Annotated in this window: 30 protein-coding genes and 1 pseudogene; 12 read left to right on the forward strand and 19 right to left on the reverse strand. The window is 72.5% G+C overall.

Translation table 11 applies throughout. From position 1 onward, the window contains the following. Positions 1-111 precede the first annotated feature (111 nt). From ACIQTO_RS31640 to ACIQTO_RS31650, 3 genes are all read right to left on the reverse strand, one after another. Complete coding sequence (locus tag ACIQTO_RS31640; RefSeq protein ID WP_402395566.1) at positions 112-642, reverse strand: DUF6879 family protein; 531 nt, start codon at positions 640-642, stop codon at positions 112-114. Then, entirely contained in the window at positions 566-877 is a 312-nt protein-coding gene (locus tag ACIQTO_RS31645) for a hypothetical protein (RefSeq protein WP_402395316.1), read from the reverse strand. Before ACIQTO_RS31645 ends, ACIQTO_RS31640 begins: the two co-directional genes overlap by 77 nt. A 297-nt stretch (positions 878-1174) precedes the next feature. Further along, positions 1175-1636, reverse strand: coding sequence for a DUF6879 family protein (locus ACIQTO_RS31650; RefSeq protein WP_402395568.1), 462 nt, complete (start codon positions 1634-1636; stop codon positions 1175-1177). Between ACIQTO_RS31650 and ACIQTO_RS31655 the strand changes: the two genes are divergently transcribed. Then, positions 1559-2092, forward strand: a complete 534-nt coding sequence (locus ACIQTO_RS31655; protein ID WP_402395319.1) for a hypothetical protein — start codon at positions 1559-1561, stop codon at positions 2090-2092. The two genes, ACIQTO_RS31650 and ACIQTO_RS31655, sit on opposite strands and share 78 nt — an antisense overlap. Here the strand turns inward: ACIQTO_RS31655 and ACIQTO_RS31660 are convergent. From ACIQTO_RS31660 to ACIQTO_RS31680, 5 genes are all read right to left on the reverse strand, one after another. Further along, positions 2055-3068 (reverse strand): GNAT family N-acetyltransferase, encoded by a 1014-nt coding sequence (locus ACIQTO_RS31660; RefSeq protein ID WP_402395322.1) that lies wholly within the window; start codon positions 3066-3068, stop codon positions 2055-2057. The two genes, ACIQTO_RS31655 and ACIQTO_RS31660, sit on opposite strands and share 38 nt — an antisense overlap. Then, the gene (locus ACIQTO_RS31665; protein ID WP_402395324.1) at positions 3065-3481 is read right to left on the reverse strand and encodes a hypothetical protein; all 417 of its coding nucleotides are present in this window, start codon (positions 3479-3481) and stop codon (positions 3065-3067) included. Before ACIQTO_RS31665 ends, ACIQTO_RS31660 begins: the two co-directional genes overlap by 4 nt. Before the next feature lie 226 nt (positions 3482-3707). After that, on the reverse strand, positions 3708-4556 hold the full coding sequence (locus tag ACIQTO_RS31670) for a helix-turn-helix domain-containing protein (protein WP_402395326.1): 849 nt from the start codon (positions 4554-4556) through the stop codon (positions 3708-3710). A gap of 20 nt (positions 4557-4576) precedes the next feature. Beyond that, positions 4577-5107, reverse strand: a complete 531-nt coding sequence (locus ACIQTO_RS31675) for a DUF6879 family protein (RefSeq protein ID WP_402395329.1) — start codon at positions 5105-5107, stop codon at positions 4577-4579. Beyond that, positions 5079-5321 carry a hypothetical protein gene (locus ACIQTO_RS31680; RefSeq protein WP_402395332.1) on the reverse strand — a complete coding sequence of 81 codons (243 nt, stop codon included), beginning with the start codon at positions 5319-5321 and terminating at the stop codon, positions 5079-5081. The genes ACIQTO_RS31675 and ACIQTO_RS31680 overlap by 29 nt, the downstream gene beginning before the upstream one ends. A gap of 207 nt (positions 5322-5528) precedes the next feature. Between ACIQTO_RS31680 and ACIQTO_RS31685 the strand changes: the two genes are divergently transcribed. Continuing rightward, on the forward strand, positions 5529-6320 hold the full coding sequence (locus ACIQTO_RS31685; protein WP_402395333.1) for an MOSC domain-containing protein: 792 nt from the start codon (positions 5529-5531) through the stop codon (positions 6318-6320). Here the strand turns inward: ACIQTO_RS31685 and ACIQTO_RS31690 are convergent, their stop codons facing one another. Then, the gene (locus ACIQTO_RS31690; protein WP_402395336.1) at positions 6321-6506 is read right to left on the reverse strand and encodes a hypothetical protein; all 186 of its coding nucleotides are present in this window, start codon (positions 6504-6506) and stop codon (positions 6321-6323) included. Positions 6507-6959: 453 nt separating this feature from the next. On the opposite strand from ACIQTO_RS31690, the gene ACIQTO_RS31695 reads away from it, so the two are divergent. Next, the gene (locus tag ACIQTO_RS31695; RefSeq protein WP_402395338.1) at positions 6960-7601 is read left to right on the forward strand and encodes an HAD family hydrolase; all 642 of its coding nucleotides are present in this window, start codon (positions 6960-6962) and stop codon (positions 7599-7601) included. 326 nt (positions 7602-7927) lie between these two features. Here ACIQTO_RS31695 and ACIQTO_RS31700 read toward each other — a convergent pair whose 3' ends face one another. The 3 genes from ACIQTO_RS31700 to ACIQTO_RS31710 form a co-directional block, all read right to left on the reverse strand. Beyond that, on the reverse strand, positions 7928-8476 hold the full coding sequence (locus ACIQTO_RS31700) for a hypothetical protein (protein WP_402395341.1): 549 nt from the start codon (positions 8474-8476) through the stop codon (positions 7928-7930). Between the two features lie 88 nt (positions 8477-8564). Next, positions 8565-9446, reverse strand: a complete 882-nt coding sequence (locus ACIQTO_RS31705) for a hypothetical protein (protein ID WP_402395344.1) — start codon at positions 9444-9446, stop codon at positions 8565-8567. Positions 9447-9639: 193 nt separating this feature from the next. Next, the gene (locus ACIQTO_RS31710; protein WP_402395347.1) at positions 9640-10290 is read right to left on the reverse strand and encodes a hypothetical protein; all 651 of its coding nucleotides are present in this window, start codon (positions 10288-10290) and stop codon (positions 9640-9642) included. A gap of 137 nt (positions 10291-10427) precedes the next feature. On the opposite strand from ACIQTO_RS31710, the pseudogene ACIQTO_RS31715 reads away from it, so the two are divergent. Beyond that, positions 10428-10646, forward strand: a pseudogene (locus tag ACIQTO_RS31715) (LLM class flavin-dependent oxidoreductase); the annotation flags it as partial. Between the two features lie 117 nt (positions 10647-10763). On the opposite strand, the gene ACIQTO_RS31720 reads toward ACIQTO_RS31715, so the two are convergent. Beyond that, on the reverse strand, positions 10764-11060 hold the full coding sequence (locus ACIQTO_RS31720) for a DUF1330 domain-containing protein (RefSeq protein WP_402395350.1): 297 nt from the start codon (positions 11058-11060) through the stop codon (positions 10764-10766). A 195-nt stretch (positions 11061-11255) separates the two neighbouring features. On the opposite strand from ACIQTO_RS31720, the gene ACIQTO_RS31725 reads away from it, so the two are divergent. After that, positions 11256-11750 (forward strand): MarR family winged helix-turn-helix transcriptional regulator, encoded by a 495-nt coding sequence (locus ACIQTO_RS31725; protein ID WP_402395353.1) that lies wholly within the window; start codon positions 11256-11258, stop codon positions 11748-11750. A 29-nt stretch (positions 11751-11779) separates the two neighbouring features. Here ACIQTO_RS31725 and cobC read toward each other — a convergent pair whose 3' ends face one another. Both cobC and ACIQTO_RS31735 read right to left on the reverse strand, forming a co-directional pair. After that, positions 11780-12862, reverse strand: a complete 1083-nt coding sequence (gene cobC / locus ACIQTO_RS31730; protein WP_402395356.1) for an Rv2231c family pyridoxal phosphate-dependent protein CobC — start codon at positions 12860-12862, stop codon at positions 11780-11782. After that, positions 12859-13995: a cobalamin biosynthesis protein gene (locus tag ACIQTO_RS31735; protein WP_402395358.1), complete on the reverse strand. Its 1137-nt coding sequence runs from the start codon at positions 13993-13995 to the stop codon at positions 12859-12861. The genes cobC and ACIQTO_RS31735 overlap by 4 nt, the downstream gene beginning before the upstream one ends. A 376-nt stretch (positions 13996-14371) precedes the next feature. Between ACIQTO_RS31735 and ACIQTO_RS31740 the strand changes: the two genes are divergently transcribed. The 4 genes from ACIQTO_RS31740 to ACIQTO_RS31755 all read left to right on the forward strand — a co-directional run bounded on the left by ACIQTO_RS31740 (position 14372) and on the right by ACIQTO_RS31755 (position 18783). Next, positions 14372-15262 (forward strand): alkaline phosphatase family protein, encoded by an 891-nt coding sequence (locus ACIQTO_RS31740; RefSeq protein ID WP_402395360.1) that lies wholly within the window; start codon positions 14372-14374, stop codon positions 15260-15262. A 5-nt stretch (positions 15263-15267) separates the two neighbouring features. Beyond that, positions 15268-16665 carry an MFS transporter gene (locus ACIQTO_RS31745; protein WP_402395363.1) on the forward strand — a complete coding sequence of 466 codons (1398 nt, stop codon included), beginning with the start codon at positions 15268-15270 and terminating at the stop codon, positions 16663-16665. Further along, positions 16662-17699: a TolB family protein gene (locus tag ACIQTO_RS31750; protein ID WP_402395364.1), complete on the forward strand. Its 1038-nt coding sequence runs from the start codon at positions 16662-16664 to the stop codon at positions 17697-17699. Before ACIQTO_RS31745 ends, ACIQTO_RS31750 begins: the two co-directional genes overlap by 4 nt. A gap of 196 nt (positions 17700-17895) precedes the next feature. Then, positions 17896-18783 (forward strand): hypothetical protein, encoded by an 888-nt coding sequence (locus tag ACIQTO_RS31755; RefSeq protein ID WP_402395366.1) that lies wholly within the window; start codon positions 17896-17898, stop codon positions 18781-18783. Between the two features lie 34 nt (positions 18784-18817). On the opposite strand, the gene ACIQTO_RS31760 is transcribed toward ACIQTO_RS31755, so the two are convergent. Then, complete coding sequence (locus ACIQTO_RS31760) at positions 18818-19738, reverse strand: hypothetical protein (RefSeq protein WP_402395369.1); 921 nt, start codon at positions 19736-19738, stop codon at positions 18818-18820. Positions 19739-20096: 358 nt separating this feature from the next. Between ACIQTO_RS31760 and ACIQTO_RS31765 the strand changes: the two genes are divergently transcribed. Beyond that, complete coding sequence (locus ACIQTO_RS31765) at positions 20097-20750, forward strand: hypothetical protein (RefSeq protein ID WP_402395371.1); 654 nt, start codon at positions 20097-20099, stop codon at positions 20748-20750. Between the two features lie 29 nt (positions 20751-20779). Here ACIQTO_RS31765 and ACIQTO_RS31770 read toward each other — a convergent pair whose 3' ends face one another. Next, positions 20780-21379, reverse strand: a complete 600-nt coding sequence (locus tag ACIQTO_RS31770) for an NADPH-dependent FMN reductase (protein WP_402395374.1) — start codon at positions 21377-21379, stop codon at positions 20780-20782. 157 nt (positions 21380-21536) lie between these two features. On the opposite strand from ACIQTO_RS31770, the gene ACIQTO_RS31775 reads away from it, so the two are divergent. Next, positions 21537-22385, forward strand: coding sequence for a helix-turn-helix domain-containing protein (locus ACIQTO_RS31775; RefSeq protein ID WP_402395377.1), 849 nt, complete (start codon positions 21537-21539; stop codon positions 22383-22385). A 170-nt stretch (positions 22386-22555) separates the two neighbouring features. Continuing rightward, the gene (locus ACIQTO_RS31780) at positions 22556-23443 is read left to right on the forward strand and encodes an aminoglycoside phosphotransferase family protein (protein ID WP_402395570.1); all 888 of its coding nucleotides are present in this window, start codon (positions 22556-22558) and stop codon (positions 23441-23443) included. A 193-nt stretch (positions 23444-23636) separates the two neighbouring features. On the opposite strand, the gene dacB is transcribed toward ACIQTO_RS31780, so the two are convergent. Together dacB and ACIQTO_RS31790 are read right to left on the reverse strand one after the other, a co-directional pair. Beyond that, positions 23637-25235, reverse strand: a complete 1599-nt coding sequence (gene dacB / locus ACIQTO_RS31785; RefSeq protein ID WP_402395379.1) for a D-alanyl-D-alanine carboxypeptidase/D-alanyl-D-alanine-endopeptidase — start codon at positions 25233-25235, stop codon at positions 23637-23639. A 181-nt stretch (positions 25236-25416) separates the two neighbouring features. Next, positions 25417-25887: an OsmC family protein gene (locus ACIQTO_RS31790; protein WP_402395381.1), complete on the reverse strand. Its 471-nt coding sequence runs from the start codon at positions 25885-25887 to the stop codon at positions 25417-25419. Positions 25888-26018: the final 131 nt, after the last annotated feature.

Genomic DNA, 26018 nt, shown 5'->3' on the forward strand with positions numbered 1-26018 from the left:
GAGAGCTACCTCGCCGGCCTCCACCTCCGCGCCTCGATGATCTGGATCAAAGACCTCACCAAGACCCCTTGATCACGACCAAATACGCTCCCTAGCAGGGTGAGGTTCACGTCAGGCGCTGTACTTGTCGTGCGGGGTGCCGCGTTTCCACACGGCCTCGAATGCGGAGGAGGCGAGACGCACCGCCGCGGGGTCCTCGGAGAACGCGAACCCCGGGTCGGCCCAGTCGCCGTACCCCGTGAAGAAGTGGAACAGCACCAGTCGGTCGTCGATCAGCCAGAAGTCGTTGCCCGGGAGCGCGAGGTCCGACGCCTGACTCCTGGGCAGCCACCGGACCAGCTCGCCGGCTGCCAGGTTCATCGGGGTGACCGCGTGTTCCCAACGGATGTAGTCGGTCACCGGCTCGGAGACGATCCGAGCTCGCCGCAGGACCACACCACGGCCGACCGTCTCGCGGACGAGCCCCAGCCACTCGGGCCACCAGGACGCTTCGGGATCGAGGTCGATTTCGCCCGTTCGAGCGAACCGGTCGATCTCCTCGGCCTCGTCGCCCACGGCATAGGCGTCACGCATCTCCAAATGAACTGCGGTCCGCCGAGCACTCCTCAACAGCGCGGCGAAGTCGGGCACGTTCGACACGATCGATAGCCTCCTTCAAGATCGGCACCATACGCTCCGGGATGCGGATCACGGACTCGTGAGCGGGAATACCGAGCGTATGTCCGGGAACCCACTCAGTCCCTGCGATCCTCTCGCGAAGCGCGTCATCGGCCGTCCAGCTCTGCACGATGATCTCCTCCGCCTCGTCCTCGACCCACACGGTAGGCGAACCACCGCCGCCGGTGTTGGGGTCGATTCCCACGAAACCAAGTGCCATGACCATCTCCAACGTCTGTGGAGTTGCAGGGACGTGCACCACGGTCGGGCCTGAGCGCGAGAAGCACAACCCCGCATGCACGGAATTGCGCGAACTCGGGCCAGAGGGGTGCCACAGGCACCCAGGTGCGCAGAAGAGCGCTGTTCGCGCTCGAAGATTTGGGCCCCGGGGTCGTTTCCACGGTAGAAGCGGCGGACGTCCCCAGTGCCCGCCGAGGGCGTCAGGGTTGTGACGCAGGAGATATCCGCTCGCCGGGGAGCGCCGGGATTCGTCACGACGTCAAGCGCGGTGGAGCTCTCACACCTCGTACTTCTCGTGTGGCGTGGCACGCTGCCACACCGCTTCGAAGGCGGCGTCGCACAACGCCGCGGCGGTCGGATCGTCGGTGAATGTCTCTCCCGGGTACGCGCCGTCCCCGGAGAGGTGTCCGAAACGGACAAGGCGGCCGTCCAGGAGCCAGAAGTCGTTTCCCGGCAGGGCGAGATCGGACGACTGTTTCCGAGGGAGCCAACGGACCTGCTCACCCGCGCCGAGGTTCACGACGGTGCCGGCGTGCTCGTACCGGATGTAGTCGGTGACGGGCTCAGAGGCGATCCGGGCCCGCCGCACGCTCACCCGACGGGCTGTGAGACAGGACAAATCCCTGGTATCGGAGCGGGCTCCCCGGCGAGGATGCCCGGTATGACGTTGCCGCTGCTCCTGCTCGATGTCGACGGTCCGTTGAATCCCTACGCCGCCAAGTTGCACCGGCGACCGCAGGGGTACGGGACGCACCGGGTGAAGCCCGACTGCTGGGTCGCCCGTTTTCCGCAGAGGCCCGCCGATCGTGTGCGGCCGTTGCGGATCTGGATCAACCCGGCCCACGGGCCCGAGCTGTTGGCGCTGCGGTACGAGCTGGTGTGGGCCACCACGTGGATGGACGAGGCGAACACCTTCATCGGGCCGTTGCTCGGGCTGCCCCGGCTTCCGTACATCCGCTGGCCGGAGCTGCACCGGGAGGATCCGGACGGCCTGCACTGGAAGACCAGGAACCTGGTCGCCTGGGCCGCCGGGCGTCCGTTCGTCTGGGTGGACGACGAGCTGAAGCCGCAGGACGCCGCGTGGATAGCCGCCCACCACCGCGGGCCGGCGCTGACCCTGCGCATCGACCCCAAAGTCGGTTTGGCTGACGGAGACTTCACCGTACTGCGGGAATGGGCGCAGGCGGTGGCATGAAGATCGGGACGGTGGAGCGGCTTCCCGGTGAAGCCGATGCCGAGGGAGGAGCTGCGTGAGGCCGCCGCGTTGCCCCGCGGGCGGCCGCTCTGATGAAGTGACCCGTCCGAGGCGGTTGTTGCGGCCGGGCGAGGTAGGTTTCGAAGCCGGAGACCTGACCTGTCCACGTGAATCCGGCTTTCGTGAGGACCCGGCCCGAGGCCGGGTTGTCCGGGTGGTGCTTGGCATGGACCACGGGCAGCCCAAGATGGCCGAATCCCAGGGCGAGGATCCTGCGCGCCCCTTCGGTGGCGTAGCCCTGGCCCCAGGCGTCCGCGCGAAGGATGTAGCTGACGGTGGCGGCCGGGCGGTCGAGGCGGAGCTTGACGACCCCGAGCAGGTCACTCTTCCGAGCGAGACCCAACGTGTAGAGCGTGCGCGGGAAGTGTCCGGCGGCGGCCACCGCGTCACGTGTGCAACTCCGGGCTTCGGCGGCGTCCATCGCGCCCCGCCCGAGGTATCTGGTCGATTCCGGACCGTAGATGTTCTGGAGGGCGATGGCGTCGTCCGGGGTCAGCTCCCGCAGTCCGATCACGCGGCCGCCGCTTTCATGAGGTCGGCCAACTCGGCGGCGGTGCGGCCAGGCCAGCAGCTCGCGGTGGGCGGCGTCCGCGCACTGCCCGACGAGCACCACGTTCTCGGATGTCAGCAGCCCGTGCGGCCTGGCCATCAGCGGGCGAATCCACTCCGCGGCCTGCACGCCCGCATGGAACAACTCCGCTTCGACCGCGTACCGGTGCGCACCGGGCGCGATCTCGTAGACGGTCCACCCGGTCATTCCGCGCGTCATGGACGGTTGGAGGAAGGGGCAGTGTTCGAACAATTCCGCGCGGTAGTCGTCCACGTCGATGCCGGTCGGATTCTCCGAGCGGGCCGCGGTGAGGCGGAGCGCCCCGGCTGTCGGCCGGGGCGCTCCGTCGGATCGTGCGCTGATCACAGGGTGGTCTTCGTCGGCACGAGGTCTCCGTCGCCCGGCACGGGCGAGCAGTCCCACTCCGCCCAGACCTCCCCCGACTCGCGGTAGCGGGCCAGGGCCTCGGTGTTGACCGCACCCTCGGCGTCGGTGAACCAGATGTCCGCCAGGGGGCCGTACGCCTCCTCGTACGCGCTCACCCAGGAGATGAAGCCGACGCCCGCGCTCTCGACGTGGCCCAGCGCGCGGCCGGCGTGCTCGACCGCGAAGGCGACGTGCGCGGCCGGGTCGGCGACGAGTTGGTGCCACGCGGCGTCGACCGCGGCGGAGAACATCTCCGGCGCAGCCTCGCCCGCGTCGATCCGACGTGCGGCGATCGTGAAGAACTTGCCCAACTCGGTCAGCTCGGGGCTGAGCTTGATGGTGGCGGTGCTCATGGGCTTCTCCAATCAGGTTGGCTCTGCTCTCCCGAGATGGACGAGCAGCGCAGGGGCGGACGGGCCCGGCCGGCGGAAGGTCCAGCCGGTCCCGACTTCGCAGAGATATGTACGGGTCGCGACTCGCCATCGCTCCGCCCTCTCTCGCTGAGGTCGCGGGGCTCGAGTAAGACCGTAAGGAGCGGGTCACGGACAGTGCCACGAAGTTGCACACGGTTGCACCGATTCACCCGAGAGCACTGCGCGCCTTGGCGATGCAGCTTCTGGCTTCGGCTCCACGAACGGCGACCTTGGCCAGTTCGGAGAAGGCGCGCAGGTAGGTTCGGATTTCGCTGGGAGCGGTGACGTTGATCTCAGCGGTCAGGGTCTCGACGGCGACGAGGCGCTCATCGAATGCGTAGAAGGCTTCGAGAGGCCAAACGGTTCGACGGGCTCGAAACGGGATGATCCCGACAGAGACGTTAGGCCGCGAAGCGACCTCCAATAGATGATCAAGTTGGCCGGTCAGAGCCTCGTCGTCGCAGACGCCGTAGTAGAGGACGGCCTCCTCCAGGACCAGGGCGAATTGGTGGCTGGCATCGCTCAACACACGGGACCGATCCAGCCGGGCCTTCACCGCCTGGTCCACATCATCGGGAGTGCCCTGGAAAGTGGTGATCGAACGGAGCAATCCCGTTGCGTAGGGTCCGGTCTGCGTCATCCCCGGCATGACGTTGGATGCGTAGACCTTGAACTTCCGTGTCCGTTGATAGAGCGGCAGATTCTTCTGGTGTACGCGCTGCATACCGTCGCGGTGGAGGTCGCGCCACTGCGTGTACATCGACTCGGCAGTGCGCGACGCCGCGACCAGATCTGCGGCCTGTTCCGGGACCCCACAGGCCGTGCACCACGCACGGATGTCGCTGTCCGATGGCCTTGTCAGGCCACGGGCAATGCGGGACGACTTCGACTTGTGCCACCCGCACAGCGAGGCCAGTTCAAGCCCTGTCAGCCCGGCGTCCCGCCTGATCTGGTCGAGCTGATCGGCGAGCGCCTTCCGCGCGGCTTGGGCGCTGGAGAACGGTGAGGAGGACATGAACTGGCCGGCTTCGGTGACTACTCGGCGGGGCTGTACACCTCGTGAGGGATAGCACGCTCCCACACGGCGTCGAAGGCGGTCGCGCAGAATCGTGCCACAGAGGGGTCATCGTTCTGGTCGGTGTGCACCCATCGGCCGTCGCCGTCGAAGATGTTGAACTGGACAATCCGGCCGTCGAACAGCCAGAAGTCGTTCCCGGGCAGCAGAAGATCAGACGCACGACGACGGGGAAGCCAGCGGACCTCCTCACCACCGGCCACATTGGTGAACGTGAACGAGTGCTCGTACCGGATGTACTCGCTGAGTGGTTCGGAGATGATTCGGGCCCGTTTGACGGACACACCATTGGCGGTGACCTCTTGGACGAGGTCGAGCCACGGCCGCCACCATGAGGAGCGGTCAGTGGGGTCGAGCCGGTTGCCGGCTCGCCACGCTCTGAAGCCTTCATCCTCGTTCTCGACCGAATAGACGTCACGCAGTTCCAGGTGGACGGCCGACTTCTTCGCCGACCGCAGGAGATCAGCGAAGTTGGTCAAGCTCTGCGACATCCAACGCCTCCTTGAGGGCTTTCGCCATGCGGGCCGGGATGCGGACCACGGTCTCGTGGTCCGGGATCGGGCCGTGTGCGAGGCAGTCCGCCGTCGTCTCCGGGTCGGTCTTCCACCCCTGGATGATGAAGTCCCTGGTCTCCGGGTCCACCCATACGGTGGGAGAGCCGTGGTCGCCCGACTTCTCATTCTTTGCAATGAACCGTAGCGGCATCTGCGCCTCCCGTGTCGAGCACGTTGTGTTCGTTTGCATGCCTGATCGGATCTCATTCTTCTTCCTTGGCCGGGACCTTGTCAGACGTTCGCCGCTGTTCGTGACGGCCCACCACCCCGGGCGGCCGCCGGCCCTGCGTATCGACGCCGGGCTCGGTCTGCGTGGGGGAGACTTCTAGGTATTGCGAGCACGGGCGGAGGCGGTGGCATGAGGGTCGGGACGGTGGAGCGGCTTCGGCGGTACCCGGTGAAGTCGATGCTGGGGGAGGAGTTGGGCGAGGCCGCGGTGACCGAGCGCGGGCTGTACGGCGACCGGGTGATGGGGCTGCTCGATGCCGGGAGCGGACGGGTGGCGAGTGCGAAGAACCCGCGGCTCTGGGCGGGGATGCTCGGGTTCACGGCCGTGCTGCACGCCGACGGCGTCGTGATCACCGGGCCGGACGGCCGGGAGGTGGACGAGGGTGCGATGTCCGAACTCCTGGGCCGCAAGGTCCGGCTGGTCGGCGAGCGGCCGCCCGGTGCGATCGTCGAACGGGCCGTGCCGGAGGAGGTGCTGGCGCGCGGGATCGAGGAGGAGGTCGCCGTCACGGAGAGCGAGATCGGCCGGGCCGCGCCTGCCGGGACGTTCTTCGACTTCGCCCCGCTGCACCTGGTGACCACCTCGACCCTGGACGCCGTGCCGGCCGAGGCCGAGCGCTACCGCCCCAACCTGGTGATCCGTACCGGGGGAGACGGCTACGTGGAGAACGCGTGGGTGGGCCGCGAGCTGCGGATCGGCCCGGACCTGCGGCTGCGGATCCTCGTCCCCACCCCACGCTGCGCCGTTCCGACTCTCGCCCACGGCCCGCTGCCGCGCAGTACGGCGGCCCTGAAGGTGCTCGCCGCGCAGAACCGGCTGGTGCCCCTGGAGGGGATGGCGGCGCTGCCCTGCGCGGGCGTGTACGCGCAGGTGGTGGAGCCGGGGAGGGTGACGGTGGGGGACGCGGTCGAGCTGTGCTGATCACCGCGGTGGCGTCCGGCGACGGTCGAGGGCGTGCTCGGACCAGCTGAAGCCTCGGAGGAACGACGCTGCGAGGGTCGTCCACCAGGCGACGTGGGCGGTGCCGCGCTGGTCGGGGTCGACCAGCGCGGCCGCACCGAAGGCGAGCGCGATGCCGGCGGCGAGGACGAGGACGGCGGCGGCCACTTCGCGGGGCGTCGGCCGGTTCACCGCCCAGCCCCCGCCGGACGATCACGTCGGGCCGGGCCCGGCCGAGTTCCACCAGTACCTCGCCGGTGAGGAGGGAAGGGCTGTCCACGCGGGCCGAGGGCGGGACGATGTTCGCGGTGGCCAAGGCGTCGGTCAGCTCGGCGACGGCCGCCCTGGCCTGCTCGCGTCGCCGAGCCGGCGTGACGGCCCGGTCAGGATTCCATCGGCGCTCAACTCCCGCGTGGCGGGTGCGGGTTCTGGTCGTCGACAGCTTCGGTTCAGGAACAGTGCGGCGGAGTCGGCGTGCATGGGTGAGGCCGCGTCACATCCGGGGTGGGGGCAGGAATGCACCTGGTCCGCGAACGGCTCCAGCTGATCGCTGCCGGCTGGCGACGGTACGATCCGCGGGGGCGCGCCGGTCTTTCGCGACCGCCGGGAAGGAATGATGTCGTGAAGAAATACATACTCTTCGATCATGACGGTGTCCTGGTCGACACCGAGTTCTGGTATTTCAGATCCGCAGAACGCGCCCTGGCGGAGGCCGGTTTCACGCTGGACAAGGATCAGTACCTCCGGGACATGGCCCGGGGGGCAGGCTCTTGGGTCCAGGCCAGGGCGGCCGGCATCGACGACCGGACCCTCGTCCGGGTTCGCGAGGCCCGTAACGGCTACTACCAGGAGTACTTGCGGACCGAGGCCATCGAGATCGACTGCGTCGTGGACACTCTTGCCGAACTGTCGACGTATGCCCGCATGGCCATCGTGACGACCGCGAAGCGGGCCGACTTCGACATCATCCACGAGAAGCGCCAGATCAGGCAGTTCATGGATTTCGTCCTTGTGCGCGAGGACTACGAACTGGCCAAGCCGAACCCGGAACCGTACCTGGCCGGGCTGAAACGCTTCGGCGCCACCGCGCAGGAGACCCTGGTCGTGGAGGATTCAGCCAGAGGACTGACCTCGGCGGTGGCCGCCGGTATCGACTGCGCCATCGTCCGCAACGAGTTCACGAAGGCGGACGACTTTTCCCGGGCAACGTACCGGATCGACAGCCTGAGCGAATTGAAGGAAATCCTCCTCAGGGAGAGCTGACGCCCCTTTGCGCGGAGCCCGCACCGCTGCGCCGGGTGCGGCCGACAGTTGCACAGACGAGTGATCATCGGGCCCGACTGTTCGAAGCCGGACGATAGACGACAAGCCGAGATTTTGCCCCCGATCTCGGCGAGGGGCCGAGATCGGGGGCTGTGCGAGTAGCCGCGGCGAGGGCCTGGAGTTCGGCATCGGTGGCGGGCGGGTTCAGGGCCGCGTAGCCGGCCGGTGCGTTCGCCGCGAGCCGGCGGACGAGTCCGGTCCAGGCCGTCGCGAGGTCGTCTGCGGGCGGCACGCGCGCTCCTGTTCCGGCGATCTCGGGGTACTGCTCACCTGGCCGGGCGGCAGCGGCGGCGATAGTAGGCGTAGGTCAGCGCCAGCACCAGCGGACCCCACAGGACGAACAGTCCGCTCACCGTCGCTGCCAGGGCCCGCCACCAGCCGTTGGTGTACTCGACGGTCGAGAACCCGGCGAGGCCGAATTCGGTGAGGACCCAGTCGACGGTCAGCAAGGTGAAGGCGAGGCCGGCGACCGTGGCGGGCGCGATCACTGCGGCAGGTGGAATACGCCTGCCGCGGAGTACCGGAACGAAGTCGGGTACGACTTCGCCCCACCGTCGCACCAGGCCGGAGCAGAGCAGCGCGAACGCCTCGGACAGCAGGCTGAGCGTGAACACGTAGGGCACGGTCACCCAGAGCGGCTGCGAGGTGCGGGGAAGGTCCATCCCCATCTGGAACCCGAATCCGATCGGCAGCCGCCAGAGGCACACCGGCAGGCCGATCAGCGGGATCACGTGGGCGACCGTCTCGGCCCAGCGCGGGACGGGCCGTTCGGTCGTCGTGGTCGCCGCCTTCGGGTGCTTCGCAAGGATTGCCATGCGCCAAGCTTTTCGGGGCGCCGACGGCCCGGGATCGGGCCCGGGCATGATCCGCCTCCCCTGCACGGGGGAGGCCCGCCCGGCCCTCCTACCCCGCCGGTGCCGGTGCCGGTCCGCCGTGCGGGCGGAGGGCGGTTCGGGCCGCGTGGAGGGCGGTGCGGACGCGGGTGGCGCCCGCGAGCGCCACGTGGGAGTCGGCGACCGGCACCCGCGGGGCGACGCCCGCGCAGGGGCGGCACAGGCCCGGTCGCGGGACCGGATCGTGGCACCCGGGGCACTCCGTGTACCGCGCGGCCGCGTGCGGTCGGTCCTCCTGCACCGGCGGCAGTTTGCGGGTGAGGCGGCTGTGGAGGACGGCGGCCGGGGAGTGCAGGTGGGCCGGCAGGCCGGGGAGCAGTGCCCGGGCGAGGTCGTCGGCGGTGCAGCCGCGTTGCAGCCACTGGGCGACCAGCGGCGCCAGGCCGAGCGCCTCGGCCTCGCCGAGGCGCAGGCGCGGTTCCGGGCGGAGCACCCGGAAGAGGGTCGCCACGGCTGCCCGGGTCTGGTCGTCGGGCACAGGCTCCTCAGGCGGCGGGAGGGTGGGTGCTTTCCCCGTCTTCTTTACCGAAGGGGCGTCAGGGCGGCCGGAGTTCGACTCACCGGGTTCCGGACGGGGGACACCCGGTAGCGGTCTCCGTAGCTGCGGGGAGTCGTAGACGTGGGCCTCGCTGCGGAGCGTGCCGTTGGGCAGGCGGACGGTCTCGACCCGGTAGTAGCCGGCGTCGGTCAGTTCCTTCAGGGCCCGCCGGACGGCGCCGCGCCCCTGCGGGCTGGTGTCGGCCATCTGGCGACCGTCCTCGCGCCGCCCGTCGGGGCGGGAGAGCAGGCCGGCGAGGAGGCCTCGGGCGGTGTAGCTGAGCCGGCGGTCCTGGAGCAGACCGTTGGGCAGCACGGTGAAATGGCGCACGTGGGCGCTACGATGGACACGCATCGGGAGGTCTTGCTCCTGTTGCCGGGCCCCGGGGTGTTCGAGCACCGCCGGGGTCACCTATGTCTGGGTGTTCTGTTGGGAATTCGGAACGTAGCACAGACATGGTTCGGCGGCAGAGGAATGCGGCAAACGGGCGTCAACGCCTATCAGGCGGTCGGAACAAGGTAGGTGACCGACCGTCAATCATCAAAGATCAGACACCGGGAACGGCATCCTTGGCGCTGGTGTGCCAGTTGGTGACGACCGGCTTGTCGACCTTGACGGAACCGACGGGAATGCTCACCGGGTTCGCGTCCCCCTTGCCGATGCCGATGATGACGTCCTTGAACTCGATGACCTGGTTGGTGTTGGTGCTCTTCGGGTTGATCCCCGCGTAGGCGACCGTGGAGCCGCTGAGGGTGATCGGCGTGCCGACGGCCTGCTCGGCGTTGGCGGCCTCGATGCCGCCCGAGCCGAAGGCGATGACGGGGTGGTCGCCGGGCAGGACGCAGGTGATGCCGGCCTTGGCCTTGGCGGAGATCTGGATGTAGCCGCCGGCCTGGGTCTCCATCTTGGCGCTGAACGTGAGGTCGTTGGCGCCGCAGGCCTGGCCGTAGCCGGTCTTGTCGCCCGCGCCCGGGGCGGGCGTGGAGGCGGACGGCTTGGCGGACTTGCTGGGTGCGCCAGGCGCGGCGGAGGTCGGCGCGGCAGCCGGGGGAGCGGTGGTCGGCGCGGCGGCCGGGGGAGCGGTCGTCGGGGCGCCGCCCGCGGTGGCCGGCGTGTCGCTGTTCTCCGGGCCGCAGGCGGTGGCGGTGGCCGCGAGGGCGGTGACGGCGAGAGCGGCGAGGGCGATTCGCGAGCGCATGGAGGTCCCAACTTCCGTCTGTCGAGGGGGGATCGTTGTCTGCCTCCACGGTAGGTCCGGCTTGATCACCGGCTGGTGCTTGAAATGTCCCGGTCCTGTCCCAGGGGGTTCAGGGGTTCCCGTGGGGTTCAGGCGGCGGCGAGGTCGCGGCGCGGTACGCGGACGTCTACCTGACCTGGGGTGAACCGCCCGCGCTGGTCCGCGAGAAGCTCGCCCGGATCCGTGAACTGGCCGCCGCCCAGGGGCGGGTGGTCCGCTTCGGTGTCCGGCCGCACGTGATCACGCGGGACACCTCGGCGCAGGCCCGGGCGGTGACCGAGCGGCTGCTCGGCTCGATGGACCCGGCCCGGATCCGGGACGCCGCGCAGGTGCTGGGGCCGGGGCGGCTGTGGGTGGGGGCGCCGTCGTGCTGCGCTGACCGGGACCCCGCCGGCCCCGGCCACCCGCCCCGCCCCGACCGTGCGCAGTGTCGCCTACGCGGCGAGGCCGCCCAGCAGGTTGATGTCGACCGGCCGGCCCATGGTCGCGATGCGCCAGGCGGCCAGTTCCTGGTAGGCCGGCGAGTCGTACCAGCCGCGGGCCGCTTCCTCGGTGGGGAACTCCAGGACGGCCGTCCGGGTGTACGGCACGGTGCCCTCCAGCTTCGCCGGCGCGTCGAACGCCAGCAGTCGGCCCTGGTGGGCGTCCAGGGTGGCGCCGACGTTGGCCAGGTAGTGGCCGAGTGCGCTGTCGGGGGTGTCGTCGGTCCTGACGATGACCACGTAGTGCATGTCCGTCTCCTTTGTGTTCGTGTCGTCGGTGGCGCCGGGGCTGCTCCGGCGGTGGCCGGGGCGGCGGGGCGACCCGCACGCTGAAGCTTCGACGTCCAATGGTTCGACGTCAAAATGACTGCGGGTGAAACGCTAGGGCGGCATCGGACCGATGTCAAACATTTTGATGTGGAAGCTTTTGTTAGACTGGCCGGCATGGACGACGCAGTGGACACGGTCATCGAACGCTGGCGGGCGCTCCGCCCGGACCTCGACACCGCGCCGATCGGCGTGGTGCTCCGGATCTTCCGCGCCTCGCGGCTGCTCGAACTCGGCATCAAGGACTACTTCGAGGCCAACGACCTGGAGCCCTGGGAGTACGACATGCTCACCACGTTGCTCCGGGCCGGCGACGGTGCGGCCCTGCGGATGAGCGACCTCGCCGGGGCCGCGATGATCAGCGCCGGTGCGCTGACCAACCGCATCGACCGGCTGGTGGCCAAGGGGCTGGTGACCCGCGCCACCGACCCGGAGAACCGTCGGATGGTGCGCACCGCGCTCACCGAGGAGGGCCGCCGGATCGCCCACAGCCTGATCGAGGGCCACCTCGCCAACGAGCTCGACCTCGTCCGGGCCCTGTCCCCGGACGAGCGCGCCCAGTTGGAGGGCCTGCTGCGCAAGCTCCTGCTCTCGCTGGAGAGCGGGGGCTGACCCTGCCTGCCTGCCCGGTCGGCCGCGCCTCAGTGCGCCCCGGGCAGCGTGCCGAGCACATCGTCGAGCGCACGGCCGAGCACATCGTCGAGCGCGGCGAGGAAGCGGTCGGTGGTGGCCGGGTCCCGGACGGCGATCCGCAGCCAGTCGGGCCCCAGTCCGGGGAAGGTGTCGCCCCGGCGGACGGCGAAGCCGCGTTCGCGCAGCCGTTCCCGGACGGCGGCGGCGTCCGGGAGTTCGATCAGCAGGAACGACGCGGCCGGTTCGCCGTACACCCGGACGGCGGGGAAGGCGGCGAGCCCCTTCCGCAGGTGGTCGCGGTGTTCGCCGAGCAGGTGGGCGGCCTCGTCGGCCTCGGCCAGTGCGGCGGGCGCGCTGCAGGCCTCGGCGGCGGCCAGCGCCGGGGTGGAGACCGGCCAGAGCGGCTGGGCGGCGCCGAGGGCGGCGATCAGGGCGGGCGGGCCGAGGACGTAACCGATCCGCAGGCCCGCCAGGCCCCAGGTCTTGGTGAGGCTGCGCAGGACGACCACCTGACCGGGCAACTCCCTTGCGGCGGCGAGAGATTCGGTCTCGCCGGGCACGGTGTCCATGAACGCCTCGTCGATCACCAGGGTGCGACCGGGGCGGGCCAGGGCGGCCACGGTGTCGGCCGGGTGCAGGACGGAGGTCGGATTGGTGGGGTTGCCGAGGACGACCAGGTCCGCCTCCTCCGGTACCGCGCCCAGCCGGAAGCCGTCCGAGGGTGTGAGCAGGACGCGCCGCACGGCGTGCCCGGCGTCCCGCAGTGCCGCCTCCGGTTCGGTGAACTGCGGGTGGACCACGATGACATGACGTGGCGTCAGTACGCGTGCCAGTAGGACGAACGCCTCCGCCGCGCCCGCGGTGAGCAGCACCTCCGCCACCGGTCGACCGTGCCGGGCGGCGACGGCGGCGCGGGCGGCGGTGCCGTCGGGGTAGGCCGCGAGGTCGCCGAGCGTTGCCGCGAGGTGCTCGCGCAGCCACTGCGGGGGAGTACCGGTGCGGACATTGACGGCGAGGTCGACCAGACCGGCGCCGTCGGCGCGCACCTCCGCGTCACCGTGGTGGCGGAGGTCATGGTCGGGGGTGGTCACGAGGGGTCTCCATCGACGTCGGCGAGAAGGGGCAGCCCGGGAACGCGGACGAGTGCGTAGCGGTCGGAGGCCGGTGGCGCGTACGCGCGCCCGTCGCCGAGCACGATCAGGGCGACGGCCGCGCCGCGCGAGGCGAGTTCGACGGCGGCCCGGAGGCAGTCGGGGGCGGTGAGTCGTCGTGCGCCCGGGGGCAGCAGCCCGGCGGCGGCCGCCAGCGCGTCCGGAGTGCCCACCGCCACCGAGGCGCGCCGCAGCTCCGCGTCGGCACGGGGGACGACCAGGTCGCGCGGCCCGGGGCCGAGGCCGACGACCGTGAGCCGTCCGGAGGCCGCCGCGCGGGCGACCGCCACCGTCACCGTCGCCGACTTCTGCTTGGGGACGAGGAGTTCGCCGCCCGGCGTGCTCGCCAGCGCGGCGGCCTCCGCCACGCTCAGGGTGCCGACCGCCGCGCCGACGGCGGTGGACGGGTTCGGGACGGTGACGGCCGAGAGGTCCTCGGCCGTGTGCTCGTCCACCGGGACGCCCAGCAGGGCGGCGGCGTGGCGGACGGCGGGGTGGTCGCCCTTGCCGGTGAGGGTCGCGAGCCGGGCGACGGAGCCGTCGGCCAGTCCGGCCTCCCGCAGGGTCCGGCGGATCAGCTGGGCCACCTCGGGCAGGGCCGTCGCCTCGCGCAGACCGACACCGGCGACGAGGGCGTCGGCGACGGGGGCGTCGGCGACGGGAGTACCGGCGACGGGGGCGCCGACGACGGGGCCACCGGGGCGCACCGGGCAGGTGTCGAGCAGGGTGGACACCTCCTCCGCCAGCTCGTCCGCTCCCGTGCCGTGGCCGGTCAGCGACACGGCGAAGCGCCGCTCCGGGTCGACGCAGACGACGCCGGTGCCGTCAGGAACACCGGCCTCACCGGACAGCGCCCGGCCGGCCGGGGGGTGGCGGAGCAGCAGTCGTACGATCGAAGCGACGGGAGCGCAGCAGACCAGCTGCCGACAGTCGCCCAGCGCGCGCTCCAGGAGTGCGCCGGGGCTCTCACCGCCGTCCTCGGCCCGGAACACCGTGCTGTGGTCCGGCCACAGCGCGTGCAGCTCCCCGGCGAGCAGGCAGCCCGCCGTATCGAGGGCCAGCAGCCCGATCACGTCGCGTTCCCTTCACCCGGTGGCCGCCCCTGGGCCGCCCGATGGCCGTCCGGTGCTCGTGGGCGACGGTGCGGCAGCCGCTCGACGGCCCACGAAATCCCACCACGGGCGCGTCGGACGGGTCAATCGAGGCTCCTGTGACCTCCGTCGCCGGCCGCCGGAGGCTGTTCGCCTGTTCTTCACCTTCCTTGTGCCGTACACGCCACCGCCGCGCTCCTACTGTTTGCGGCGCTCCGAACCCGGCGGCGCCGTCCCGGCTCCGCCCACCCCGGCGCAGCTCCACCCCCGCACAGCCGCACCTCCCGCACAGCTCGACCCGCACAGCCCCACCGGCGGTTCCTGCCGAACCCCGGATTCCCGACGCACGGAGGACACCATGCCCTTCGCACGACTCCGCCCGAGCAGCCCCCGCCGCACCCTGACCGCCCTCGGCGCCGGGCTCGGCCTGATCGCCGGCTCGCTCGGCCTCTGGGCGGCCACCGGCACCGCGCAGGCCGCGACCCTGCCCACGCCCGACCACGTGATCGTCGTCGTCCTGGAGAACCACGCCTACTCGCAGGTCGTCGGCAGCTCCAGCGCGCCGTACATCAACGGCACCCTCGCGGCGGGCGGCGCCACGCTGACCCAGTCGTACGGGCTCACCCACCCCAGCGAGCCCAACTACTACCAGCTGTTCTCGGGCAGCGCGCAGGGTCGTACCGACGACAGCTGCGTGCCGGTCGGCTCGCTCACGGCCGCCAACCTCGGCTCCGAGCTGATCGCCGCCGGCAAGACCTGGGGCAGCTACAACGAGGGCCTGCCGAGCCAGGGTTCGACCACCTGCAGCAGCGGCAAGTACGCCCAGAAGCACAACCCGTGGTTCGGCTTCAAGAACGTGCCGACCAACACCGCGTACACCTTCGCGCAGTTCCCGACCGACTACACGACCCTGCCCAAGGTGTCGTTCGTCGTGCCGGACCTCTGCAACGACATGCACGACTGCTCGGTCGGCACCGGTGACACCTGGGTCAAGAACAAGCTGGGCGCCTACGCGACCTGGGCCAAGACCCACAACAGCATCCTCGTGGTCACCTTCGACGAGGACAACCGCCTCTCCGGCAACCGGATCCCGACCGTCCTCTACGGCGAGCACGTCACGCCGGGTTCCACCACCGCCACCACCTACAACCACTACAACGTGCTGCGCACGCTGGAGGACCTCGCCGGTCTGACCACCCACGCGGGCAACGCCGCCTCCGCCGCCACCATCACCGGCATCTGGAACTGACGCCCGTGTACGTCGCGGAATCCCGCAGCTCCAAGGCCCCCGTCGCCCCGGCCCCCCGGCCGGGGCGGCGGGTGGCCGCCGTGCCCGGCACCGTGCTGGCACTGGGCACCGTCAGCCTGGTCACCGACATCTCCTCCGAGATGGTCAGCGCGGTGCTGCCGCTCTACCTGCTCACCGGGCTCGGCCTCTCCCCGCTCGGCTTCGGCCTGCTGGACGGCATCCAGAACGGGTTCAGCGCGCTGGTCCGGCTGGCCGGCGGCCACCTCGCCGACCGGCGCGGCGCCGACGGCACGTCCCGGCACAAGGCCGTCGCGGTGGTCGGGTACGGCCTGTCGGCGCTCTGCAAGCCGCTGCTGCTGCTCGTCCACACCGTGCCGCTGATCGGCGCGGTGCTGGCCGTCGACCGCACCGGCAAGGGGCTGCGCACCGCGCCGAGGGACGCGATGATCTCGTTGGCCACCGAACCCGAGCACCGGGGCCGGGCGTTCGGCGTCCACCGGGCGATGGACACGGCCGGTGCGCTGATCGGCCCGCTCGCCGCCTTCCTGGTGCTCCGCCTGGCCGGTGGCCCGCTGCTCGCCGACGGCGGCGAACGGCACGGCTACGACGCGGTGTTCACCGTCAGCGCCTGCGTCGCCGTGTTCGGCGTGCTGGTGCTGCTGCTCTTCGTGCCGAACCGGCAGCCGGGCGACGCCGCGCCGGCCACCGCCCCCCGGCTGCGCGACGGCCTCGCCCTGCTGCGCCTGCCCGGGCTGCGCCGGCTGGCGCTCTGCGCGGTGCTGCTCGGCCTCACCACCGTCAGCGACTCCTTCCTCTACCTGCTGGTGCAGCGCCGCCTCGGCCTCGGCACGGACCTCTTCCCGCTGCTGCCGCTCGGCACCGCCGCGGCCTTCCTGCTGCTCGCCGTCCCGCTGGGCGCGCTCGCCGACCGGATCGGCCGCCGCCGGCTCTTCCTGGCCGGTCACGGCGCGCTGCTGCTGGCGTACGGCCTGCTGCTCTCGCCGCTGGGCGGACTGCCGGCGGCGGTCTGCGTACTGGCGCTGCACGGGGCCTTCTACGCCGCGACGGACGGCGTGCTGGCGGCCGCGGCGGCCGACGCGGTACCGGCGGAGCAGCGCGGCGCCGGGCTGGCCCTGGTCGGCACCGGGCAGGCGCTGGCCCGGTTCGGCTGCTCGCTCGCCTTCGGCGCGCTGTGGAGCGCGGTGGGCGGCACCACCGCGCTCGGCTGGTCCGCGGCGGCGCTGGCCGGCGGTGTGCTGGCGGCCGCCTTCGTGCTGCGCGAGGCCCCCGGGACCGAGGCGGACCCCGCCCCCGGCGACTCCGCCCCCGCCCCGGCCCCCGTTCGTGACTCCGGCTCCGCCCCCGACCCCGTCCGCGACTCCGACTCCGAGGTGCCCTCGTGACCCAACCGCTCCAAGGCCGGACCAGGGTGCTGATCCTGCTCGTCGCCGTCCTGCTGCTCGGCTCGGTCGGCACCGGCGCCGTGCTGTACGCGTCCGACCAGTCGGCTCGCAAGGACCAGGCGCAGCCCGGCGGCCCGGTGGTGACCCCCGGCCCGGTGTCGCTCCAGGCGCCGCCCGGCGCGCGCCGCCTGCTCTTCCGCAACATGGCCTGGGGCCCGCACCGGGACGAGATCGTCACCGTGCCGGCCGACCAGCCGGACGGCCCGCGCACCGCCTCGGGCGTGCAGTGCCTGCGCTTCTACGCGGCGGCCGGCACCGGCATCTGCCTGCAGGCCGAGCGCGGCGCGCTGCAGGACACGTACCACGCCGTCGTACTCGACGACCACCTGCGCGAACTGCGGTCGTTCCCCGCCGCCGGCATCCCGACCCGTTCCCGGGTGTCGCCCTCGGGCCACCTCGCCGCCTGGACGGTCTTCGTCAGCGGCGACTCCTACGCGGGCACCGACTTCTCCACCCGCACCTCGATCGTCGACGTCCGCGACTGGAACCTCCGGGACAACCTGGAGACCTTCGCCGTGATCAAGGACGGCAAGCCGTACCAGGCACCCGACGTCAACATCTGGGGCGTGACCTTCGCCGACGACAACACCTTCTACGCCACCGCGGCCACCGGCGGCCAGACCTACCTCGTCCGCGGCGACCTCGCCGCCCGCACCCTCACCACGCTGCACCAGAACGTCGAGTGCCCCTCGCTCTCCCCGGACGGCACCCGCATCGCCTACAAGAAGCGCGTCCCGGGCCTGTCCGAGGACGCGCCCTGGCGGCTCTACGTGCTCGACCTGGCCACCATGACCGAGACGGCCACCGCCGACCAGCGCAGCATCGACGACCAGGCGGTCTGGGCTGACGACGCCACCCTGCTCTACGCGCTCCCCGGCGACTTCGGGGCCGATCTGTGGACCGTCCCGGCGGACGGCGGCGGTCTGGCCGAGCGGGTGCTCGAAGCCGCGGTGGCACCGGCCTATCTGAGCTGATCGGGCTGGTTGGTCCCACTCGGAACTTCGGGCGTAGGGTCCACGTCGAGAGTGCGAGGAGCGCGAGCGGCGCGGCCGGGTCCGACCGGCGCGGCCGACGGGCGGCCGCGCCGACGGGTACGGGGGAGCAGCAGCGGTGAACGAAGCGGGGCGGTCGGGCCGGGAACACAGGGGCGGCGGACTGCCGACGGAGCGGATGTCGAGCGACTCCTGGCCCGCCCTGCACGGGCGTCCGGTGCTGCGGCGGACGGTCGCGGTGGGCCTGGTGCTCTTCGTGGCGGTCGCGGCGGCGCTGCTGGTCCGGGGGGTCAACGCGCTCACGCTGGGCCGCGGCGCGATCGAGACCGACCGCGACCGCGCCGAGCTGCTGGCCGGCCTCCACCCCTCCCAGCACCCGGGCGCGGGCCGCTACTACGTCCCGGTGGGCGCGGTGTACACGCGTACGGCGGACGGCGTGCCGGTCGCCTATCTGCACTACCGGCTCGGCGGCGGCCAGGACGTCGGGGTGGGCGACTTCCTGCGGACGTACGACCTGCCCGCTCCCGGTCCCAGCGCACCGCTGCCGGCCGACCTGGCGGCGGCCCTCGGCGGTGACGAGCCGGCCGAGGCCCCGGAGCTCCCCGGTCCGGACGGGCCGGTGGCACCCGGGCCCGGGACATCCGCGCCCACCCCTTCGGAGGCCGCGACGCCCACCGAGTCGGCGGTCGAGGTGGCCCCGTCGCCCACGTGTACGCCGCCGCCTTCGTCCACGCCGGCGCCGACCGGGTCCGTCGAAGGCGGCGAGACCGCCGGGCCGGGTGACCCGGCCGACCCGGCCGACCCCGCGGTGGCGTCGGGGCCCGGGGCGGTGTCCGGGCCGACGTCCGGGTCGGCCGAGGAACCGGCCGCGGGCGGGCTCCAGGCCGGCGGCCCGGCCGGAGACGAACCCCCCGCGCCCACGGCTTCCCCCACGGCCACCCCCACGCCGACGCCGACCCTGACCCCGGAGCCCACCCGCCCCACCTCGGGCCGCCGCATCTACGTCGCCGCCACCTCCGGCGGCCTCCCCGGCGCCGCGGACATCTACGTCCGCGCGACCGGCTGACGCCCCCGCCCGGCGCACCCGGCACCGCAGGAGCTCACTGGGCGGGCCCGGCGGAGGACTCCCCCTTCAGGGTCAGCGCGAGGCCGTCGGCCGCGACGTCCTGCGGGGCGACGGACCGGAGCGTCCACGCGTTGTCCGTCACCAAGGTCTGCCGGTACCGCTCGGCGGGCGCGGTCACCTTGAAGACGTACCCGTCCGCTGCGCCGGCCTTCCAGGTCGCCGGGAGCGGGATCCGGAAGAGCCGGCCCTTCGAGGAGACCAGCAGGTCGGCGCGGAACGTACAGGACTTGGTCCGGCTCTCGAACATGACGACGATCTGCCGCGCGTCGCCCTTGTCGAGGGCGACGTTGTGGGTGAACGGCCCCCCGAGAACCTCCTGCGGCGATCCGCCGGGGCCCGCCGCGGTCTCCACGTTGTGCGCGATCGGCTTCTGCGCGTCCAGGTTGAAGCCGATCCCGGTCGGGGGCGCTTCGTCGCCGCCGTCCCCGACGCCCGGGGGGCGGAAGGCCGCACCGCTCAGCGGCGCCTGACAGCTGAGCCCGCTCAACTCCGCGCCCTGGACGACCACCGTGGTCCTGTGCCGGCTCTGCACGGTCACGGCCGTGCCCGTCCGCCCGACGGGGGTGCGGGCCTCCAGCCATTCGAAGATCTCGCCCCCGTTCACGGGGAACGCCCTTCCGTCGGCGGAGGGGTCCGGGCTGCCGTCGGCGTACCAGGCGGGCCCGTACCAGGCGCCGCCGGCGGAGACGAGGAGCGGCAGCCCGTTCTCGTTCGCCTCGTCCTCCTGCCGGTCCTGGTGCTCGGCGGCGTCCTTGCGCAGGCCGGACTCCGTCGTGCGATGGCTGTCGTAGAAGGCGAACCAGCCGATCACGCCGCCCACCACGGTGACGACGGCGACGGCGAGGGCGAGCAGCCTGCCCGCCCGGCCCGGCGCCGCGGCGGGCGGTGCTTCCACCGGGGGCACGGCGCCCGGGGGCACGGCGCCCGGCGGCACGGCGCCCGGCGGCACGGGGCCCGACTGCCGGGGCACGGCGGCCGGTGGTGGTGACGTCTCCGTCGTGTTCGCCGTCCCGGCATCCGTCTGCGGTGTCGACGGATCGTCGCCCATACGCGCTCCCGGCCTGATTGGTTCGTTCAAGTCCGGTGCATGGTAGTCGAGTTGGGATTCGATCCGGTGACCGATCAGGCGTCTGGAGTTCGATGCCCGCCGGCCGGTCCGGTCGGAAACCCGCGCGACGGGACGGTGCGCTGTGCGGTACGACTGGCGGATCATCGGAGAGAGAGTGGGAGTACGTACACATGCGGGTGGCGCGGTGAAGTTGCGAACCACGGTCCAGCGGGTCCGGGTCGGCCGGGACGAGTACCGGGTGGTCACCGCCGCCCCGCAGACCCCCGGAGCCGTGCTGTACGACGACTCGTGGTCCCTGCAGATGGTCGTCGACCGCCCGGCGGCCGTGGACCTCGCGGCGGCCTGGGCCCTGGCCGCCCGCTCCCCGCGCTCGCTGATCCACCTGCCGCTGCGCGCCACCGCGGGCCCCGCCGACCCCGACCGGCTGGACCTCGTACTCCTCCACCACAGCCTGGGCTTCCCGCCCTCCCGCTGGAAGGCGGTCCGCGGGCGGCTGGGCACGGGCCGGCCGCACACCGCGGACATCCCCGACAGCGACTTCCCGGCCGAGGACGACATCGACCACCGCCGACGCGGGTTCGCCGGCTGGCGGGACGAACTGCGCTTCGCCGGCGCCGCCCGCACCCTCTTCCTCACCGGCAGCGCCACCGCCTTCCGCTGGACCGGCGCCTGGATCCGCTCACTGAGCACCGAGGCCCCCGCCGCCCTGCGGCACTACCCGTCGGGCCCCCACTACTGCGTCACCCTGCGGCACGAGAGCACCGACCCGTACCGGACCGCGAAGGGCGTCCCGGGCCTGCTGCACATCGAGTACGCCGAGCGCCTCCCGGCGACCTGACCCGGCGGGGAGGCCGGGTCGAACGGCGCTCAGGCGACGTAGGGCCGGTCGCGGCGGGCGTCGTGGAGGACGGACGCCCACCAGAGGAGCTGGTCGAGCATGGTCTTGGCGGCGCCCTCCGGGCCCTCCGGGGCGTGCAGGGTGCCGTCGGCGGCGAAGAGCTCGTAGTAGCGCGGGAAGGAGACGTAGTCGCGGACGGTGTGGGCCTGCAACTCGTTGAAGATCTGCCGCAGTTGCTCGATGGCGAGGAGCCCGCCGCTGGCCCCGCTGTAGCCGACGAAGCCGATCGGCTTGGCCCGCCACTCGGTGTAGTGCCAGTCGATGGCGGCCTTCAGCGAGGCCGGGAAGCTGCGGTTGTAGTCGGGCGTCAGCACGACGACCGCGTCGGCCGCGTTCAGTCGCCGGGTCAGCTCGGCCATCCCCGCGGGGCGGGGCAGGTCGGGCTGGAGCGCGGGCGACACCGGCGGCAGGGCGAGCGGGAGGTCGATGTCCGCGAGGTCGACCAGGTCCACCGTGAAGAGGCCGTGCTGCCGGGCCTGTTCGACGAACCAGTCGGCGACCACCGGGCCGAACCGGCCCTCCCGGACGCTCCCGAGGACGATGACGAGATTGAGCTGTGAAACGGACATGGCGGTACTCCTGGCCTGGCCGAAGGGATGGGGTGGCCGACCCCGGTGGGGCCGTGTCCCCAAAGCTGCCGGGTCGCCGGTGCGGGAGGAAGGCCGGGCCGAGACTGGTAGTGGCAGGGCCACGATCCGGTCGGGCGGTGGCTGTTAGGTTCGGCGGGTGAGCGACAACGAGTTGGGCCTGTTCCTGCGCCTGCGCCGGGAGGCCGTCACGCCGGGGGAGGCGGGCCTGCCCGTGGGCGCCCGCCGCCGTACCCCGGGACTGCGCCGGGCGGAGTTGGCGACGCTCGCCGGCGTCAGCGTCGAGTACGTGACCCGGCTCGAACAGGGGCGGGACCGCCGGCCGTCCGCCGAGGTGCTCTCCGCGCTGGCCGGCGCCCTGCGGCTGACCACGGCCGAGCGGGTCCATCTGCACCGGCTCGCCAAGGGGGCGGGCGGGGGCTTCAGTTGCACCGGTGGCTCGCTGCCGAACCGCTCCGTGCGGCCGACCGTGCAGGCGCTGCTCGACCGGCTCGAACCCGCGCCCGCCGTGCTGCTCAACCGGGTGAGCGAGGTCCTCGCCTGCACGGACGGCTACCGCCGGGTGGCCGGGCCGGTCGGGATGCTGGACGGTGCCTGGCCGAGTCTGGCGCGGTTCGTGTTCACCGACCCGAGGGCGCGGACGGCCTACCCCGACTGGGACGGCGTCGCCGACGAGCAGGTGGCGGCGCTCAAGCAGGGCCCCGGCCGGGCGGACCCCCGGGTCGGCGCGGCGATGGACGAGTTGACCGTCGCCTGCGGGGCGGAGTTCGCCGGGCGGCTGGACCGGCTGGCGGGGCTGCCGAGGGCGACCGGAGTGGTCCGGCTGGTCCACCCGGAGGCCGGGGAGCTGCGGCTGGCCTACGAGACGCTGGACCTGCCCGCCGACGACGACCTGCGCCTGCTCGTCCACCTCCCCGCCGACGAGGCGACGTCCGCCGCGCTCGACCGCCTCACCGGCCGCCGCGCGGGCGCACTGCGGGCGGTGTAGCGGCGCAGCCCCGAAGGGATCTGACGGCCCGTCCGAGAGCGGTCCGGTCGGCCGAAAAGCCTTGGCGCGGCTCCGGCGCGGGCGCATAGGCTCCCTCCCCGGCGTGCGGCGCGGCCCGCGAGCACGGTCGAGCCCGTTCCACGTAGAGGAGATCCGTGTCCGGCGCGAAGATGCATGCCGATGAGGTCGACATCGACGAGGCGCTCGTTGCCCGGCTGGTGGCCGCGCAGTTCCCGCAGTGGGCGGGGCTCCCCCTGGTGAAGGTCCGCTCCGCCGGGACGGACAACGCCATGTACCGGATCGGCACCGAGCTGACCGTGCGGCTGCCGCGGATCCCCGGCGCCGCCGGGGACATCGCGAAGGAGAGCCGCTGGCTGCCGTACCTCGCGCCCCACCTGCCGCTGACCGTGCCGGCGCCGTTGGCGCAGGGGCTGCCCGGCGAGGGTTTCCCGTTCCCGTGGGCGGTGTACCGCTGGCTCGACGGCGACAACCTGTTCGACCGGCCGCTGGTCGAGCAGCGCGAGGCCGCCGCGGTGCTGGGCGGCTTCGTCACGGCCCTGCGGCGGGTCGACGTCACCGACGCGCCGCCGTCCTACCGGGGAGGGCCGGTCGGTACGCGCGACGACGAGGTCCGGGCCGCGATCCGGGGCCTGGGCGCGGACGGCGCGGTGGACGAGGACGCCGCGACGGCGGCCTGGGAGGGCGTGCTCCGGCTGCCGCACTGGGAGGGTGCGCCGGTCTGGCTGCACGGGGATCTGCTGCCGGGCAATCTGCTGGCCCGGGAGGGCCGGCTCAGCGCGGTGATCGATTTCGGCCTGGCGGGGGTCGGCGACCCCGCGTGCGACATGATGGCCGCCTGGACGCTGTTCTCCGCCGGGACCCGCGAGGTGTTCCGTGAGGCGGCCCGGGTGGACGACGCGACCTGGGGCCGGGGGCGCGGCTGGGCGCTGCGCTTCGGGCTCACCGCCGAGCACCACTACCGGGTGACGAACCCGGTGCTGGCGGCCGTGGGCCGGCGCGCGGTGGCCGAGGCCCTCGCCGACCTCCGCGGCGCCTGACCGGCCGGCTGAGAGCCGGCCGGCCCAGCCACTCACCCGCCGCCCGGCTCGCGGGCCGTGAACGGAACGAAGCCCCGCCCGCCGGTACCAGCCGGACGGTCGGGGCTTTCGTCGTGGGTCGCCCCATCGCGGGAGCGGACGGGAGCGCACGGGAGCGCACGGGGGCGGGGACGGGAGCGGACGGGCGGACGGATCAGGCGTTGCTCCGCGCCTCGGCCTGCTCCTGGAGCAGACCGGCGATCCGGTTCAGGTCGTTGACGACGTCGAAGAAGGTGTTGATGTCCTGGGTCGACGCGCCGTTCACCGCCAGGTAGAAGGTGTGCAGCCGGCCGTGGCCCGCGTCGAGGTAGCCGCCGAGCGTCTCGCCGCCGATGGCGAGCCGCTGGTTCACCGCGTCCAGGCCGGCGACGGTGCCGGGCTTGGCCCACACCTTGCCCTTGCCCGGACAGGTCGGACAGCCCGCGCAGGCGCCGGCCAACGAGCCGTCCACACCGAGGATCGGCAGCGCCTCCCGGAACCGGGTGGCCTCCGGGGTGCCCTGCCAGTAGTGCAGGATCTCGTTCTCCACGTCGGGCGTGACCCGGTCGACGGGGTTGCCGCCGCGGCCGTCCAGCAGTTGCACCTTGGTCGGGTCGATCCCGGCCCGGGTGAGGAAGTCCTTGAGGACGGGGAAGCCGTCCTCGCACTGGTGGTTGCCGGCCGCGACGGCCATCAGGCAGATCCCGAGGTTGGCCCCGAGGTTGTGGCTGACCTTCAGGATCAGCCGCGCGTACTCGGCGTAGACCGGCGAGACGAAGGCGGCGACGCGCTGCGTCCCGTCGTAGGAGCCGGGCACCACGCCGGTGGGGTTGGGCCCGGTCGGCGGGGCGGTGACGGTGACGCCGGCCCGGGCGAGCGCTTCGATCAGCGCGGTGCGCCCGAACGCGTCCGGGTCCTGGACGGTGGAGACCCGCAGGGTCGGCTGCGCGTCGGCGGCGATGGTGCCCGACAGGGTGATGCGGGTGCCGTCCGGCGAGGCGGAGACCGCGATGTCCGTGGTGCCGCCGGCGGCCACCGTCCGGACGGTCGACTCCACCTGGTAGGGCGCGACCTGCGGCCGCCAGCTGAGCTGGGCCGGTTGGCCGGGGGTGGTGGCCGTGGTCAGCAGGTCGATGAGGTTGTCGTTGATGATCAGCGGGGTCGGTGTCGGGTCCAGCTCGGGGAACGACGTGAAGAGCCGCGAGTCGATCGCGACGTCGCCGTGGACCTCGGTGAGGCCCGCCGCGCGGACCTGCCGGGCGATCTCGTCCAGTCCGGCGAGCGGGTTCTCCGGCGTGAGCGTGGCGCCGGGCAGGTCGTTGGCGTAGGTGTGGTCGATCGGGCGGAAGTCGACCGAGCCGTCCGGTTCGGTCCGGCCGCCCATGGTGAGGTCGCCCTGGGCGACCAGGACCAGGGAACCGTCCAGCACCGACCCGGACCGGTCGCCGACGGCCTGCACGGGCGTCGTGAACCGGTGCTCACCGCCGAGGGTGTGCCAGGTGCCGGAGACGCTGACCAGCTTGGCCGTCGAACCGGGGATGAAGAACTGGTTCGGGTACTGGGAGTGGATCACCTCGCCGGTCGTGTCGTCGATCTCCAGCAGGCCCCACTGGGCGTGCTCGTACGCCGGCTTTCCCATGATCGCGAGAATGTCGGGGCTGAGGCCGTCGTGGTGCGCGGGTGCCGCGCCCGCCACGCCGGTCGAGACGACGGCGGCCACCGCCGTGGTGACGGCGGTGGCCCAGGTACGCCACTGTCGAGGGGTCGATCTCATGTACCCACCTACTCCCGGCCGTGTGCCGGCCGTCATGACGGATGGTCAGTACGGGCAGACATACCGTCCTGCGGTGGGGCGTCGAACGTCGTGGCGCACTCTTCACCCGCATGCCCCCCGCCGCTCCCGGTACGCGGGCACCGGGGCAGCGAGCCGGAAGCCGGCGCGGCGGCGGGGCCGGCTACGGGGCGACCGTCACCACCGGCTCGTGCCGGACGGGGAAGTTCACCGAGGAGGCGATGAAGCAGGCCCGGTGGGCGTCGGCGTGCAGCGCCAGTGCCTTCTCCACCATCTCCGCCGAGGCCACCTCGATCCGCGGGTGCAGCACCGCCTCGGTGAAGTGCCCGCCCTCGGCGGTCTCCGCCATCGTGCCGACGGGGCGGTCGGCGTAGTCGGTGACGACGACGCCGTTCACCGCGCACAGGTGCAGGTACGAGAGCAGGTGGCACTGCGAGATCGAGGCGAGCAGCAGTTGCTCGGGGTTCCACCGGGCCGGGTCGCCCCGGAAGGCGGGGTCGGAGGAGCCGGGGATGGTCGGGCGGCCCTCGGCCGCGACCTCGTGGGCGCGCCCGTACGAGCGGTAGTCGCTGGTACCGCTGCCCTGGTTGCCCGTCCAGGTGATCTCGGCGGTGTAGGTGTGCAGCTTGGCCATGGGTGCCTCTCCGCGTGGGGGTCGGGGCACCCAGTCAACCGCACCGGCCGGGCGGCCTGTTCGGGCGGCCCGACCACCGGACGACAGCCCGGCCCAGGGTCGGTGCCGTCCGGCTCACGGTTCGTGCCGCC

This window comes from Kitasatospora sp. NPDC091207, assembly GCF_044768625.1.
In the GTDB taxonomy this organism is placed as follows: Bacteria; Actinomycetota; Actinomycetes; order Streptomycetales; family Streptomycetaceae; genus Kitasatospora.

What these genes read in the sequence shown, in the direction of transcription:
- ACIQTO_RS31680 (WP_402395332.1), bottom strand. Translation starts at nt 5,321, where the DNA reads ATGCCGCTACGGTTCATTGCAAAGAATGAGAAGTCGGGCGACCACGGC.
- ACIQTO_RS31770 (WP_402395374.1), bottom strand. Translation starts at nt 21,379, where the DNA reads ATGTCCGTTTCACAGCTCAATCTCGTCATCGTCCTCGGGAGCGTCCGG.
- ACIQTO_RS31725 (WP_402395353.1), top strand. Translation starts at nt 11,256, where the DNA reads ATGGACGACGCAGTGGACACGGTCATCGAACGCTGGCGGGCGCTCCGC.
- ACIQTO_RS31780 (WP_402395570.1), top strand. Translation starts at nt 22,556, where the DNA reads ATGCATGCCGATGAGGTCGACATCGACGAGGCGCTCGTTGCCCGGCTG.
- dacB (WP_402395379.1), bottom strand. Translation starts at nt 25,235, where the DNA reads ATGAGATCGACCCCTCGACAGTGGCGTACCTGGGCCACCGCCGTCACC.
- ACIQTO_RS31645 (WP_402395316.1), bottom strand. Translation starts at nt 877, where the DNA reads ATGGCACTTGGTTTCGTGGGAATCGACCCCAACACCGGCGGCGGTGGT.
- ACIQTO_RS31790 (WP_402395381.1), bottom strand. Translation starts at nt 25,887, where the DNA reads ATGGCCAAGCTGCACACCTACACCGCCGAGATCACCTGGACGGGCAAC.
- ACIQTO_RS31685 (WP_402395333.1), top strand. Translation starts at nt 5,529, where the DNA reads ATGAGGGTCGGGACGGTGGAGCGGCTTCGGCGGTACCCGGTGAAGTCG.
- ACIQTO_RS31710 (WP_402395347.1), bottom strand. Translation starts at nt 10,290, where the DNA reads ATGCGCTCGCGAATCGCCCTCGCCGCTCTCGCCGTCACCGCCCTCGCG.
- ACIQTO_RS31675 (WP_402395329.1), bottom strand. Translation starts at nt 5,107, where the DNA reads ATGTCGCAGAGCTTGACCAACTTCGCTGATCTCCTGCGGTCGGCGAAG.
- ACIQTO_RS31700 (WP_402395341.1), bottom strand. Translation starts at nt 8,476, where the DNA reads ATGGCAATCCTTGCGAAGCACCCGAAGGCGGCGACCACGACGACCGAA.
- ACIQTO_RS31755 (WP_402395366.1), top strand. Translation starts at nt 17,896, where the DNA reads ATGTCGAGCGACTCCTGGCCCGCCCTGCACGGGCGTCCGGTGCTGCGG.
- ACIQTO_RS31665 (WP_402395324.1), bottom strand. Translation starts at nt 3,481, where the DNA reads ATGAGCACCGCCACCATCAAGCTCAGCCCCGAGCTGACCGAGTTGGGC.
- ACIQTO_RS31655 (WP_402395319.1), top strand. Translation starts at nt 1,559, where the DNA reads ATGACGTTGCCGCTGCTCCTGCTCGATGTCGACGGTCCGTTGAATCCC.
- ACIQTO_RS31740 (WP_402395360.1), top strand. Translation starts at nt 14,372, where the DNA reads ATGCCCTTCGCACGACTCCGCCCGAGCAGCCCCCGCCGCACCCTGACC.
- ACIQTO_RS31720 (WP_402395350.1), bottom strand. Translation starts at nt 11,060, where the DNA reads ATGCACTACGTGGTCATCGTCAGGACCGACGACACCCCCGACAGCGCA.
- ACIQTO_RS31705 (WP_402395344.1), bottom strand. Translation starts at nt 9,446, where the DNA reads ATGCGTGTCCATCGTAGCGCCCACGTGCGCCATTTCACCGTGCTGCCC.
- ACIQTO_RS31670 (WP_402395326.1), bottom strand. Translation starts at nt 4,556, where the DNA reads ATGTCCTCCTCACCGTTCTCCAGCGCCCAAGCCGCGCGGAAGGCGCTC.